At 54.1% G+C, this 13994-nt stretch carries 10 protein-coding genes; 6 read left to right on the top strand and 4 right to left on the bottom strand.

What is annotated here, in order from left to right:
- Positions 1 to 14 precede the first annotated feature (14 nt).
- The 3 genes from ACZ5BW_RS03340 (at position 15) to ACZ5BW_RS03350 (ending at position 3645) form a co-directional block, all read left to right on the top strand.
- Positions 15 to 1469: a sensor histidine kinase gene (locus ACZ5BW_RS03340; protein ID WP_464542503.1), complete on the top strand. Its 1455-nt coding sequence runs from the start codon at positions 15 to 17 to the stop codon at positions 1467 to 1469.
- Positions 1454 to 2782 (top strand): sigma-54-dependent transcriptional regulator, encoded by a 1329-nt coding sequence (locus tag ACZ5BW_RS03345; protein WP_464542505.1) that lies wholly within the window; start codon positions 1454 to 1456, stop codon positions 2780 to 2782. The genes ACZ5BW_RS03340 and ACZ5BW_RS03345 overlap by 16 nt, the downstream gene beginning before the upstream one ends.
- Positions 2783 to 2946: 164 nt before the next feature.
- Positions 2947 to 3645, top strand: a complete 699-nt coding sequence (locus ACZ5BW_RS03350) for a hypothetical protein (protein ID WP_464542507.1) — start codon at positions 2947 to 2949, stop codon at positions 3643 to 3645.
- Positions 3646 to 3899: 254 nt separating this feature from the next.
- Here ACZ5BW_RS03350 and ACZ5BW_RS03355 read toward each other — a convergent pair whose 3' ends face one another.
- The 4 genes from ACZ5BW_RS03355 to ACZ5BW_RS03370 form a co-directional block, all read right to left on the bottom strand.
- Positions 3900 to 5168, bottom strand: a complete 1269-nt coding sequence (locus ACZ5BW_RS03355) for an NAD(P)/FAD-dependent oxidoreductase (RefSeq protein ID WP_464542509.1) — start codon at positions 5166 to 5168, stop codon at positions 3900 to 3902.
- A gap of 112 nt (positions 5169 to 5280) precedes the next feature.
- Positions 5281 to 7293 carry a polysaccharide biosynthesis protein gene (locus ACZ5BW_RS03360; protein WP_464542511.1) on the bottom strand — a complete coding sequence of 671 codons (2013 nt, stop codon included), beginning with the start codon at positions 7291 to 7293 and terminating at the stop codon, positions 5281 to 5283.
- Between the two features lies 1 nt (position 7294).
- Entirely contained in the window at positions 7295 to 8302 is a 1008-nt protein-coding gene (locus ACZ5BW_RS03365) for an MraY family glycosyltransferase (protein ID WP_464542513.1), read from the bottom strand.
- A 23-nt stretch (positions 8303 to 8325) separates the two neighbouring features.
- The gene (locus ACZ5BW_RS03370) at positions 8326 to 8511 is read right to left on the bottom strand and encodes a hypothetical protein (RefSeq protein ID WP_464542517.1); all 186 of its coding nucleotides are present in this window, start codon (positions 8509 to 8511) and stop codon (positions 8326 to 8328) included.
- Positions 8512 to 8553: 42 nt separating this feature from the next.
- Here ACZ5BW_RS03370 and ACZ5BW_RS03375 point away from each other — a divergent pair, with 42 nt between their 5' ends.
- The 3 genes from ACZ5BW_RS03375 (at position 8554) to ACZ5BW_RS03385 (ending at position 13958) form a co-directional block, all read left to right on the top strand.
- Entirely contained in the window at positions 8554 to 9804 is a 1251-nt protein-coding gene (locus ACZ5BW_RS03375) for a dicarboxylate/amino acid:cation symporter (RefSeq protein WP_464542520.1), read from the top strand.
- Between the two features lie 153 nt (positions 9805 to 9957).
- Positions 9958 to 11187 carry a sialidase family protein gene (locus tag ACZ5BW_RS03380; protein WP_464542522.1) on the top strand — a complete coding sequence of 410 codons (1230 nt, stop codon included), beginning with the start codon at positions 9958 to 9960 and terminating at the stop codon, positions 11185 to 11187.
- A 125-nt stretch (positions 11188 to 11312) separates the two neighbouring features.
- A complete protein-coding gene (locus ACZ5BW_RS03385; protein ID WP_464542524.1) occupies positions 11313 to 13958 on the top strand; it encodes a TonB-dependent receptor in 2646 nt (881 codons plus the stop codon).
- The last annotated feature ends 36 nt before the right edge of the window (positions 13959 to 13994 follow it).

Below are 13994 nucleotides of genomic sequence, written 5' to 3' on the forward strand. Positions count from 1 at the left end.
TGCAAGGAATCGATTTGCGAGTCACTCTGGCTCTTCGGTGGCGCTTGTTATTGCTCTGGCTGTTCATGCTGGTGGTAAGCGGTGCGCTTGCCTACATCATTCGCGAGGTCTATCAGCTCGGCAGCGAAGTGCGAGCCCAGAAATCGGTGGAACAGACCGCCCAAGCGTGTGCCGCTCTTCAGACCGAATATGCCCGCTCGGTCAAGCCGGGCGAGGATATTGTCGACAGGGAGTTGATGAACGCAGTTTTGAATGTGATTCTGGATGATCTGCCGGGTGTTGAGGGCGGGTTTTGGCATACCTCGAGCAGATTTGTCGCGTATGCCTTTCCCAGTCATGTCGGTACCGAGAAAAAAAAAGATGTTCCGTTCACTGAGCGCAAACGGGTCGAAGCGCTTGCCGGCAGGAGCGTTGCTCGGGGTGTGCCCGTGGTCGATGTGCTCAGTGGAAGCCGTGAAATAGTGGTGCTGGCGGCTTGCCCCGTAAAATCAGAAAGGCATCTGGCGGCTTGGACAATGGCGCGTTCGCCGCTTGCCGCAGGCAAGGCCTACGACGAAGTAAACCGCGGGCTGGGCCTCTTGCTTGCTTTTGTAATAATCTCGGGCCTCTGGTTGACCTTCAGTCTTTATGACTGGAGTAAATACTTTACCCGGGTCGAACGGGATTTGGCGGAAAATTCTACCAATGCATCGCGGGAAATTGCGGCGACGGGAGATGCAGAGCTTGATCGTGTCGTCACCGCATTTAACCAGTTTCGGACTAGACTCGATACCGAGCGCGCGCATGCCGCCGAGCTTGGCACCCTGCTTGAGCGTTCAGAACGCTTCACTGCCTTGGGACGGATGGCAGCAGCAGTGGCCCATGAGGTTCGTAACCCGATTGCAGCGATGCAACTCAAAGCGGAAAATGCGCTGGCGCAACCGGATAGCCAACGGCGAGCGCTGGAGTTCGTCCTGCGCGAGATAAGGCGTCTGGATGAAACCGTGAAAGAGCTGCTGAAAAAGGCTGAACCGGTCAGTACCCATTCGCGGTTGGTGTGCGTTCCGAGCTGGCTCATGGAAAGAGTCGATGCTTTTGTCGAACAAAGCGCGGTTGCGGGGATTGATCTTCGAACAAAAGTCGACGTCGAGTCGTGGAGTTTCGATCCGCTTTCGCTTGGTCGTGCGCTGGATAATCTCATCGCCAATGCGATCCAGCATACGCCGCGGGGAGGCGTTGTCACCGTGGCTGCGAAAAAAAACGCTTCCGATACTGCCATGATCTTGCAGGTCAGCGACACAGGTCCCGGTGTCTCCATTGACATAGAACCCAGGCTTTTCGAACCTTTCACCTCAGGGCGTCGGGGCGGAATAGGGCTCGGTTTGGCGCTTGCGCGAGAAATTGCAGTTGCGCATGGAGGCGCGGCCCGTTACTTGCGTAAGGCTTCGGGCGCATGCTTTGAGCTGGAGATTCCATGGCTCGCATCCTGATTATCGATGACGATGCCAGTTTTCGCGAAAGCCTTGCGGAAACCTTGTCGGGCCTGGGCCATGAATTATTCCTGGCTGCTGACGGAACGCGTGGACTATCGTTCCTGAAGCGAGGCGGTATCGACGCTGTTTTTCTCGACTTTCGCCTGCCTGATATGACAGGCATGGACGTCCTGCGCGCTATCAAGCGGCTGTCCGGCGATACCCCCCCGGTTGTCATGCTAACTGCCTACACCAGCGTCGATAACACGATAGAGGCGATGAAGCTGGGCGCCTTTGAGCATCTTGCCAAGCCCGTTGGCCGTCAGGCAGTTGAAAATACGCTTGGAGCAGCTTTGGCTTCGAGCAGCAGGACAATACGGCAAAATCCAGTTCCTGGCGAAGGCGAGTTTGTTGCGCGCAGCGAGCGAATGCGGGAAACCGTCAAGTTGATCGGGCGTGCGGCAGCAAGCGAGGCCACAGTGCTCATTACCGGTGAAACCGGAAGCGGTAAAGAAATAGTCGCACGTGCTCTGCATCAGCATAGCGCTCGGGCATCGCACCCTTTTGTCGCCATCAATTGTGTGGCAATTCCCCAAGAACTACTGGAAAGTGAACTGTTCGGGCATGTCAGGGGGGCTTTTACCGGCGCTGCTGCAGCTCACGCTGGCATCTTCGCTCAGGCGGAGGGAGGCACCTTGCTGCTCGATGAAATCGGTGATATGAGCGTCAACCTGCAAGCCAAGCTCCTGCGGGTGCTCGCAGAAGGAGTAATCGTACCGCTGGGCGCGGAGCATGCGCAGGCAGTAAATGTCCACTTGCTCGCTGCTACCCATCGTGATCTTGGGCAGCAGGTTGCGGAAGGCAGGTTTCGCGAAGATCTGTTTTATCGACTCAACGTCATCAATATTCATGTACCGCCATTGCGCGAACGGCGCGAGGATATTATTCCGCTGGCCGAGCATTTTCTTGCCATGGCAAGCGATACGCCAAAAGCGCTTTCGGCAGAGGCTCGGCAATATCTTGAAATGCACTCATGGCCAGGCAATGTGAGGGAGCTTCGAAATGTAATCGAACGGGCAATGATTCTTGCCCGAGGCGCTTCGATCGAAGCGGGGGATCTTGGCCTGGTTAAAATCCCTGCTCCTCTCGCGTTACCGGCAGGAGTCCCGCTTATGAGTGACCTTCCCAAAGCGCTGGCCCAGCTTGAAGAGGTGATGATTCGCGCAGCGATTGCCGAAACCGGCGGCAATCGCGCAGAAGCCGCGCGACGGCTGGGTATCCGACGTCAATTGCTCTACGCGAAACTGCGGCAGTACGGGATCGAGCCCTAAAGATCGAATCTGTCCGTTCGGCGAACTTCGATGTCCCCAAAGCGGACAATTGGCCATAGTCTTATTGGGGACATTCCTTATTAATCAATCTCCTGGTCTATGGCACACGGCTTGCATAGATAACTTATGCACTCCTTACGCAACTCCTCTAACTGGAGATGAACATGAAAACTTCTCATATATTACCTGTTTTATTGATGTTGGCAATGTCTTTCACGCCCGCCGTACAAGCTAAAAAGGGGCAGGATAGCGCTGATGAATTCCTTCACGTGCAGGCTTTTACTCCCGCCGCCCCCGCAGCCGAGGGCAAGGTGAGTCGCTTGCTGGTCAATCCATTCGGCGAAGTGGATGGTTTTCTCCTCGATACGGGCACCCTCGTCACTTTTCCAAAGTACATGGGCGAGCAACTCACAGCCTCGGTCAAGCCCGGTGATACCGTCGAGGTCAAGGGTTATCCTGAGGCAGCAGGTCAGATCAAGGGGTATGTCATTACCAATTCCCGCAGCGGTCAGTCCTTAATGGCTCAGTCAGAGCCCTCCAAAGGTGCTATGAAGATGCCAAAGCACTTGCAAAGCGTGGGCCTGCTAGCAATGAGCGCACAGGGGAAAATCCGCCATCTTCATTACGGCAAGCATGGCGAGATTAATGGAGTAATCCTGTCGGATGGCACGAGTGTGCGCTTTCCGCGCGAAGTATCTTACCAATTCGAGCCAATGTTAAAAATCGGACAGAGCATTACGGCATCGGGTTACGGCACCAAAAATCAATACGGCAAGGCACTGGAGGCTACCGAGCTAGGCTTTGTGGAGCAACAAGATAATCTCTCGTATTCCTCGATATCCTCAATGTGGAGCAAGGAATAGCTTCCCGATGTTGCGTCAAACCGAGAATCAATCTGATATACCTGTCCTGCTTCAACAAGAACCCGGATTATCAGCAGTTTAGATGAATCCGGGTTCCTATATTCCTATAGTCAGATCTTATAGTCAAATCATGAGTTCCAGGGGCTAACCCTGAATCACAAATGATATCGACTTCGCTGCAACTCGTGGGGATAGAGCCTGCGCGCTCCCATCGTCGTTAACAGGCGTTGTGCAATCATTCCATTCCTGCTGCTCTATTGATCTGATCGAGGCCTGATAATCATTCTCAAGGATTGATCCTTGGTGAAAAAAGCAATTGCCCAGTTTGCTAATGTCATAAATCGGTTGCGATAGGTGATAAGAGAAAAAAGGTGTACAAATAACCAGATTGCCCATGCCATGAACCCCTTGAGATGCAAGGCAGGTGTGGGAAAGTCTGCCACAGCCTTGTTTCTGCCGATAATGGCCAGCGATCCTTTGTCATTGTACGTAAACGATGTCAAAGGTTGATTACGGATGATGGCAACAAGATTGGCAGCCAGGTTTCTGCCTTGCTGAAGCGCTACTTGCGCGAGCTGGGGATGTCCCTGGGGAAAATTTCTATCCGAGGTCAGCAGACAAGTATCGCCTATGGCGTAGATGTTCCCTGTTCCGCTGACTTTGTTATATTCATTCACCAGCAGGCGGTTACCTCGTCCATAACATTCCTGGGACAGACCTTCGAATATCCTCGCAGTCACGCCTGCTGTCCACAGCAGGATTTGCGTCTCTATGGTTTTTCCGCCGGAGAAAATCACGGTACTGTTTATATAATCCTTCACCTGGGCATTCAGATGTATTTCAACGCCCATTTTCAGCAGCACTTCGTAGGTGTATTTTTGCGATTGAACGCTCATAGCGCCCAATAGAGCGGATGCACTGTCAACAAGATGAATCCGTGGCTGGAGACCGGTCAATTCAGGGTAATCCCTGTGCAGGATTTTCTTGCGCATCTCTGCCAGCATGCCCGCAATTTCAACTCCCGTCGGGCCACCTCCGGCAATCACGACCGAAAACGGCTTTTTCCTTCTCATTTCATGAGGCTCAATAGTTATTTCTTCCATTTTTTGAAGCATGTAATTTCGTATTTCTATAGCATCATCTGCCGTCTTCATGGGCAGCGCAGCCCGACGGATATTTTCGATACCAAAATAATTGGGCTCGGTGCCCGTGGCGAGAACAAGATGATCGTAGGCCAACTCGCCCGTGGACAGCAGCACCTTGTTGTCTTCCGGCATCACCTTTTGCAACTTGCCCAGCCGGAAGTGGATGTTTTCCTTGCCATGGAAAAATTTTCGGAAGGGGTATGCGATATTGGACACGTCCAGGAAGCCGGTCGCAACCTGGTACAGAAGCGGAGGGAAAAGGTGGTAGTTATTCATGTCAACCAGCGTCACATCAAATTCCTCTTTCCCAGCTAAATGCTTGATCAAGTTCAGGCCAGCAAAGCCGCCACCGATAATAGCGATTTGGGTTTTCATCATGCGGTAATTGACGGGAATGAATGGGAAGATAGTTGCAATTCTTTATCAATACTACGATCTGGAGCAGAAGTTTGATCAAAAGCTGCAATGGCAATGCAACGAGAAGCAACGCCTATGCGATACGGGACTGGAGCACCTGGGAAACAGGGGCAATTGATTCCGCGCCCGAGTATTCCGGAACCCATCTGGGCAGTTCCCGCCTGACTTCTTCGTCGCTCAGGGCCGGATGCTCGTCAAGCCATGCCAGCAGAGCCGCCAGCCATTTTTGGTCTACCTGACGCGTCTGTGCGATACGCAATTTGGGGTGGGGTGTGGGAAGCGTATTTTCGTCATCCGCCAACAGTTCTTCATGGAGTTTTTCGCCGGGACGCAAGCCATTGTAGACAATTTTTATTTCATCTTCGCTCAATCCGGAAAGACGAATCAGATCTCGCGCAAGATCGGCGATTTTGATCGGTTCACCCATATCCAGCACGAAAATTTCGCCTCCACGCCGCTTGCCGCCCATCAATCCTGCCTGTAGGACCAACTGCGCTGCTTCCGGGATGGACATGAAATAACGGGTGATTTCCGAGTGGGTTACCGTTATCGGCCCCCCTTTTTCAATCTGCTCCCGGAACTTGGGAATCACGCTGCCCGCGCTGCCCAGCACGTTACCGAAACGCACCATGACGAATCGCGGCTCCTGCCTCCTTTCGAGCCTGCCGCCCGAAACAATTCTGCCGGAGACGTTTTCGGCAGGACTGTCAGAAGATGCAATCGACTGCTGTAACGCCTGGCACACCATTTCAGCCAGGCGCTTGCTCGCGCCCATGACATTGGTGGGGTTGACGGCCTTGTCGGTCGATACCAGTACGAATTTCTCCACCCCGTACCGGATCGCGGCTTGCGCCAGCACATAGGTTCCGCGGACGTTGTTCAACACTGCCTGCCATGCATTTTCCTGTTCCATCAGGGGCACATGCTTGTAGGCGGCAGCATGAAACACGATAGCCGGCCTGTATCGCAGGAATACCTGGGACAGCCGCGCTTCATCCTTGACGTCGCCAATGGCGAATATCATGGGAATCTCGGGAAAATCAGCCTGGAATTCCTGCTCTATGCTGTATAGCGCAAATTCATTCAATTCGAACAGCACCAGTTGGGCCGGTGTGAATTTGGCGATCTGCCGGCACAATTCTGATCCGATCGAACCACCCGCGCCTGTAATCAGCACGGTTTTTCCCGTCAGCAAATCGTGAAGCCCATCGTTATCCAGCACGACGGGATCCCGCCCCAGCAGATCTTCCGGCTCGACCGTCCGGATTTGCGACACCTTGATGTTGCCGCTGACCAGGTCGTTATAAGAAGGGACGATCAAGGCCTTTACCCCTGCCGCCGCGCACATTTGCAAGGCTCGACGGCGGTCGCGCAGGAGGCGGTCGGGACGGCGGCGGTCAGAGGGGGCGCGATAGGATTTGCGGCGATCTGAAGTGGAGGAGGTGAGGGCGATGATGGCATGCGCGACACCCAGTTTCCGAGCTACCACCGGCAGATCGTTGATGCGGCCCAGCACTTTGAATCCATGCAGCATCAGCCCCTGCCTGGCCGGATCGTCGTCAAGGAAACCTGCGACGCGCCATTCCACATTGCGCGCCAGCTCTTTTACCAGGCCGACAGCAGCATCACTTGCTCCCATCACCAGGACGAGATTGCCGCCCGTTTTACTTTGGCCGTAGAGCCGGTGTTCCTTCCAGAACCGGTAAGCGAGACGACTGCTTCCCATGATGAACAGCAGCAGGATGGGAGCCAGTATCAGCACCGTTCTGGGCACACCGACCAGTATCTGCAACATGTATAGCACCAATGGAACGGCTGTGGCCGAGGCGGATACGGCAAACAGGATGCGCCGCAGATCAGGCAGGCTTGCGTAATGCCAGAGTCCACGATAAAGGCCGAAGAATAAGAAGGCCGCCGCGTGTATCGGGACCACCCACGGCAGGATCTCTTCTAAAGATGCCAGATAAACGAAGGGTATCTCGAAATTGAAGCGGAACAGATAAGCCAGCGACCACGCGATGGCGGCAGCTACGACATCATGCCCGAATGCAATAACCGTTCTTATGTTGAGTTTGGGTGCCGGCATGTTATGAATCGTCCGCGCCATGCTGTAAACGGCGATCGCAAAGGCGCATCATGATCAGATAAACTGCGATCCACGCCGCCACTATCCCGAACTGAACGCTCGTGTGTTGCCGGACTGCCCAGAGGGCGCTGAGCGCGGAGGCAGCCATGAGAATGTAACCGATCAGAGCCGTATTACGATGGCCCAAGCCGCTGCGCACCAGGCGCTGGTAATAATGCTCGCGATGCGCCCGCCAGACTTTTTCCCCCCGCAGCCCGCGCTTTATCAAGGTGACGGAAGCATCGACAATAAACGGCGAAAATACGAGCACGGGGAACCACATGGGCCAACAGCCATTCATCCATCCCGTCATACCCAAGGCCGCAGCAAGGAATCCGAGCGGAATCGAACCGGCGTCCCCCATGAAAATGCGCGCGGGATGAAAATTAAACAGCAGAAAAGCCGCTGCTGCTGCGGCAATGCAGAAGTTGGCAATCGCAAAGGCCTCATTTCCGGAAACCCAGGCTGTCGCCCCATAGCAACTGAAACCGATCAGGGCCATGCCACCTGCCATTCCATCCGAACCATCCATGAAATTATAGAGGTTGAGCATCCAGGTAACGGCAAGGGCGGCTGCTACCGCGACAATCCAGCCATGAGTAGCGGCAAGGGTCATGGCGGAGAACCAGGCTCCCAGTCCCATGTATGTGGCAAGTCTCGGCCATACCGGCAAGCCGCGGACATCATCGGCGAAAGATATCGTTACCAGCAGAACGATCGCTACCCATATTAACAATGGCGGCCTGACAGGCAGAAACGCCCAGGAAATGAGAACTCCCGATATCAGTCCCAGGCCTCCTGTGCGAGGAACAGGACGGGTGTGCAGCGATCGGGAATTCGGCTGATCCAGTACCTTGAGAATATTCCCCCTGATCAGATACGAAATCATCCCTAGCGACACGATAAACGCTATGAATGGCGGTATCAAATATTGCGGTGCCAGGTACGGAATCGAGGAGCCGGAAATCATGATCGGATTATAGCGCTGATGATTTATGAGCGCGCAAGCTTGGATACTTCAGTCCCATGTTTGTCCATTGCCAGGAGGAAGTGGTCAATAATAACGATTTTCGACCATCCTCCGCCAGCACTCATGCACAGCGCATACCCTGCTTCCAGCTCAGGACTGGACGCGTTATCCTTGCGTGTCATCCCGAAAGTGTCTGTACGCGTGCGCACATAGCAGCCGGTAATCGTAAAAGAGGCATAAAAGAAGCATCGATGAGAAAAATTTCGCTCAATACCCAGATATTATGGGGCGTATTCACCGGACTTTTCCTGGGTCTGGGTTTATCCCTGCTCGATGAAGAGTCAGCCACTTTCCAGGCCGGGTTGTATGCCGCCGAGCTGCTGGGAACGCTGTTTATCGACCTGCTGAAAATGGTGCTCATTCCGCTCGTGTTCACATCGATCGCAGTGGGCGTGGCCAACTTGCGGGCGCACCGACAGATGCATAAGGTATGGAAAGCAACGCTTGGTTTTTTCCTGCTTTCGATGGCGCTGGCTATTCTGCTGGGTTTGACTGCAGCCAACATTGTCCGTCCTGGAGAAGGGCTGCAGCTTGCAATGTTCCAGGATGACATGCAGAAGTTTCAGGCCGGGCACATGCCTTTAACGGAGTTTATTGCGCAACTGCTTCATTCGCTGTTTCAGAACCCCATGACAGCCCTGGCTCAGGGTAACGTGCTCGCGGTGGTCGTTTTCGCACTCTTGCTGGGCATTGCGATGGTGGTGGGCGGGGAGCGCTACGCCAACCTCCTCATACTGCTGCAGGAGCTGCTGGAGCTGATGCTGATGCTGGTTGGCTGGATCATGCGCCTTGCTCCGCTCGGCATCATGGGGCTGCTGGTAAAACTCGCTGCCACACAGGACATGGCTTTGCTTAGCACATTGGTCGAGTTCATCGTTGTGGTGATTGGAGCCACGCTGCTGCACGGGGTGGTAGTGCTTCCGCTGATTCTTTATCTGGTCACGAGAATGACGCCACTCAAATTCTGGCGCGGTGCGCGAGAAGCACTGATAACAGCTTTTGCGACCAGCTCCAGCTCGGCCACTTTACCTGTCACATTACGCTGCGTGGAACAGCACCTGCACGTCAAACGCGACATTGCCGGGTTTGTCATCCCATTGGGTGCAACACTGAATATGGATGGCACCGCTTTGTACGAGGCCATGGCGGCATTGTTCGTTGCCAACCTTGTCGGGATAGAACTCAATCTCGCACAACAGATGATCGTGTTTTTGACCGCGATGCTGGCTGCCATGGGTGCTCCGGGCATACCCAGCGCGGGAATGGTCACCATGGTGGTCGTGCTGCAGTCGGTCGGCTTGCCGGCGGAGGCTATCGCCATTCTGCTGCCTGTCGATCGCTTGCTGGATACATTCCGCACTGCGGTCAATGTCGAGGGGGACATGGTGGGGAGTCTGGTCGTGCAGAAATGGGTGCGGGAAGAGTCCGCTCATGACTCCTGATCATTCCCGATTTTGCTGGCAACACCTGTAGCGGAGGGTTGCAAGGCCCTTCATTCCGAAAATGTCCGGAAGCTCTTCAGGTGCGACAATTTGTCACATTCCCACCCTTTCCGAAATCGATTATTCTTGTGTCGTTATTCCATGAGGAAGTCGATGTTTGCCATCCCCCGTTTTGCCAGACTCTTCTTTCTGGCATCGCTTGTTTCCCCGGCTATCGTTGCAGCAGAGCCGCATTCGACCGGTGAAACCCATCATCATCCGGCAATGCATTCCGCAAAATCCGCCAGGACCGCGTTGGCGGTGGGGGTGACCCTGGATCAGGATGGGCGGTTATGGCTGGCAAGGGTTGTCGACCAGCGCTTGCTGGTTTCCTGGTCGGAAGACGGCGGCAACAGTTTTTCCGAACCCGCAGTCGTAACACCTGAACCGGAAAACATATCCATCGATGGCGAGAACCGTCCCAAGATCAAGGTTGCGCGCGATGGCAATGTACTTGTAACCTGGACCCAGGTTCTTCCGCAGAAATATTCCGGCAACGTGAGATTTTCGCGTTCCATCGACTCGGGCCGGACGTTTTCGGTACCCGTTACGCTCAATGACGATGGGCGCGTCACCAGCCACCGCTTCGACTCTCTGGCAATCGACGGGGACGGCAGGGTGATGGTTGCCTGGCTGGACGCGAGGGATCGCGATGCAGCCAGGGAAAAAGGCGAAGAGTACCGGGGCGTATCGCTCTATACCGCGCAATCGTTCAACAATGGCGAGAGTTTTGGCCGGAATCGAAGAATCCAGGAGCACACGTGCGAATGCTGCCGGACCGCGCTTACCTGGAGCAAGGACGGACCAATCGTTTTACTGCGGAATATATTTGGCGCCAATACCCGCGATTTTGCCGTGGTCAATCTCGATAAGGGCGGCATAAGAAGGGTAAACCGTGACGAATGGCAGGTCGATGCGTGTCCGCACAATGGAGGAAGTTTTGCGACGGACCGAAGGGGCCAGTTGCATCTCGTCTGGTTCACAAATGGCACGGCAGGCCAGGGATTGTTCTATAAGCGGATTGATGGCAATTGGGAATCGAAACCCAGGCCGATAGGCAACGCGGACGCACAGGCAAATCACGCTTCGGTGGTTGCCCTTGGGGAAACCATCATTCTTACCTGGCGCGAATTCGATGGAAACGCTTATTCCGCAAAGATGATGTACTCGAATGATAGTGGCGAATCCTGGAGTGAACCGATGCGCCTGATGGAATCCGCTGGCGCGAGCGACTACCCTGTGCCGCTGATCGATAACAGGAAAGTTCTGATCGTCTGGAATACCGCAAAGGAAGGCCTGCGCATTTTACCGATCGAGCGGGTGACCGCTCGATATTCCGGTTAACCCAAATTCCTTTTTCTGCATAGACAACGAGCAGCGGATGCGTGGCTCGGAAAACGAGTGCAAGCATCATCCCGCATGGCTGTATTTATCAATAATAAAATAAATCGAGAAAGATAATTCAGGTCATGAAACGGATTCCTTTTGCTCTGGTTGGTCTGCTTTGCGTCCCGTCAACCTGGGCGATTCAAGAGATAGAGCAGCCGAAACAGTTTTCCCGGAAAAGTATTCCATTTCACCTGGTGGGCAACAGTTCATCCATGAACCCCATGCAGGCGGATGCACCCGTTTCACCGGCGGGAAATGAGACACGCTCGAGAACGTTGGTAGCGGAAACGACGGATATCACCGCTTCCGGTCAACCGCAGTCCGGTGAATCGGACGGCAACGACAGGCCGGGTAAGGATAGAGAGGGTAAGGAGGATAGGGAGAACAAGGGGAACAAGGAGGACAAGGAGAATAGGGGGAACAAGGGGGGCAAGGAGAAGAAAGATGATACGCCGGTGGTTCAAAAGGAAACCGTGTTCAAGGAAATGGTTGTCACCGGGGAGACGGAGCGGGATACGCACTTTACTTCCCCCTCGACACGCGTGACCCGGACCCAGATCGAGCGGCAGAATGCGCAGACCACGGAAGAAGTGCTCAAGTACATGCCCAGCCTGCAAATCCGCCAGCGCTACGTGGGCGATCCCAACGGTGTTCTGGGCATCCGCGGTGCGGACATGTTTTCGACCGCGCGCAACATGGTTTATGCCGACGGCCTGCCTTTGCACAACTTCCTGCAGGCGACCTACAACGGCGCGCCGCGCTGGTCACTGGTAGGCCCGAACGAGATCGATTCCGTCGATGTCGTGTACGGTCCCTTCTCGGCCGAGTACAGCGGCAACTCGATTGGCGGCGTCATCAACATAAAAACGCGCATGCCGCACAAGCAGGAATTCTACGTCGAGAGCAGTCTTTTCATCCAGCCGTTCAAGATTTATGGGCCGGACAAAGGGACGTTCATAGGCGACCGGCAGTATGTCTCGTACGGTAATCGGATTCAGGACAAGTTTACGGTATTTCTTGCCTACAACCGGCTGGAAGCGCAGAGCCATCCGATGTCTTATTTCATCGACAACACCGGCTTGCGCAATGTACCTGGAGAAACGGCGGTAGGCGGGGGTATCCGGGTACTTGACAGCCGCGGCACTCCGAGCATCATCTACGGCGACACCGGGCCAGAAAAGGTGAATACCCACTTGTTCAAGGGTAAATTCGGGTATGACATTACTTCCAATCTTCAGGCGCTTTTTACAGTGGCATACGAGGACCGCACGCGTAACGGCAATAACGTGCAAAATTTCCTGGCCACTACATCCGGGCAACCGTTCTGGGATGGACGAGCTTCCCTGAATGGAACAGGGTTCAACGTGGTGCAAAAAGGCTTTGGCGGCAACCAGGACAAGCGCGAGACGCTGAATCTGGGTTTGTCGCTTCGCGGTGCCTTGACCCCTGACTGGAACATCGATACCACCATCAGTTACTTCGACGTTTTGAAAGACACTCGGGCCACCGCATTTTTCAACGCAAACGACCCGAAAAATGATGGCTCGGGACAGATCCAGGATTTCAAGAAATTCAACTGGTTGAATTACGATCTCAAGTTGGGCACGCCCGCGCTGTTCGGGAATGAAAAAATATCACTTCTGGGTGGGTATCACTTTGATTTATATACCCTGAGTTTCCGCCAATTCGCTCTTGCCGATTACGCCACGCTTACCCGCGGTGAGTTGCAGCGTGACAAAAATAATGATGGGCAAACCTCGACTCATGCGATCTTCGCGCAATCCGCCTACCGCTTTTTGCCGGACTGGGATGTTACTGTTGGCGCCCGTCAGGAATGGTGGTCAGCCATGAATGGTATTGTGGGAGGCATTGACCCCAAAACGAAAGCGCCTGTCAGTACCGTAGTGCCTGATCGTGAAGTATCAGCTCTTTCGCCGAAAGTTTCCCTAGGCTATGAGCCTGGACCATGGAAGGTCCGTTATTCCTTTGGTCGCGCGCACCGGTTTCCTGTCATTGCAGAGCTTTTCCAGTCGATCGGCACGCCGACCCAAATTTTAACCGCTAATTCGCAACTCAAGCCCGAGAATGGCGTGCACCATAATTTCATGGTGGAATATGGATTGCCCAAGGGTTACATCCGCGTGAACGTCTTCCGCGACGATATCAAGGACGCCATTCAGCAGGTGTTGCAAGTTTCAGGCATTCAAACTCGAAGTTCATTTCAGAATATTGACCAGATCAGCACGACCGGTGTCGAGCTGATCTTTGATCAGCGCCGCATATTGGGTTCAAAACTCGATTTCATGTTCAACGGCACCTGGATGAATGCGAAGGTGGAAAAAGGACCGCTCGTGGATTTCACTACATCTAACGGCATACCCGCTGACTATAATCTAACGGGTAAGCAGATCATTCGTCTGCCGCACTGGCGAGCCAATTTTTTCGGCACTTATCATATGACCGAGGCTTGGGATGTCTCTCTCTCAGGCCGATATACCAGCGACTCGTTCAACGATCCCGACAACGGGGATCATATAAACAACGTATTTGGCTCCCAGAGCGATTTCTTCTTCATGGACTTCAAGACCAGCTACCGCTATAAGTTCCAGAACGGCCTGAAAAGCCGATTTTCATTTGGCATCAGCAATCTCAATAACGATAAGGCCTGGGTGTTTCACCCCTATCCGCAACGCACATATCTGGTAGAGGCTGCGTTCAGTTATTAGGGAGATCGGCTGGGGCTGGAACCCGATTTCGGCTAC

This window comes from Nitrosospira sp. TNL300, from assembly GCF_055385915.1.

Bases quoted from the DNA above. Each gene is read 5' to 3' on its own strand.
- ACZ5BW_RS03345 (WP_464542505.1), top strand. From the start codon at position 1,454: ATGGCTCGCATCCTGATTATCGATGACGATGCCAGTTTTCGCGAAAGC.
- ACZ5BW_RS03350 (WP_464542507.1), top strand. From the start codon at position 2,947: ATGAAAACTTCTCATATATTACCTGTTTTATTGATGTTGGCAATGTCT.
- ACZ5BW_RS03355 (WP_464542509.1), bottom strand. From the start codon at position 5,168: ATGATGAAAACCCAAATCGCTATTATCGGTGGCGGCTTTGCTGGCCTG.
- ACZ5BW_RS03360 (WP_464542511.1), bottom strand. From the start codon at position 7,293: ATGCCGGCACCCAAACTCAACATAAGAACGGTTATTGCATTCGGGCAT.
- ACZ5BW_RS03365 (WP_464542513.1), bottom strand. From the start codon at position 8,302: ATGATTTCCGGCTCCTCGATTCCGTACCTGGCACCGCAATATTTGATA.
- ACZ5BW_RS03375 (WP_464542520.1), top strand. From the start codon at position 8,554: ATGAGAAAAATTTCGCTCAATACCCAGATATTATGGGGCGTATTCACC.
- ACZ5BW_RS03380 (WP_464542522.1), top strand. From the start codon at position 9,958: ATGTTTGCCATCCCCCGTTTTGCCAGACTCTTCTTTCTGGCATCGCTT.
- ACZ5BW_RS03385 (WP_464542524.1), top strand. From the start codon at position 11,313: ATGAAACGGATTCCTTTTGCTCTGGTTGGTCTGCTTTGCGTCCCGTCA.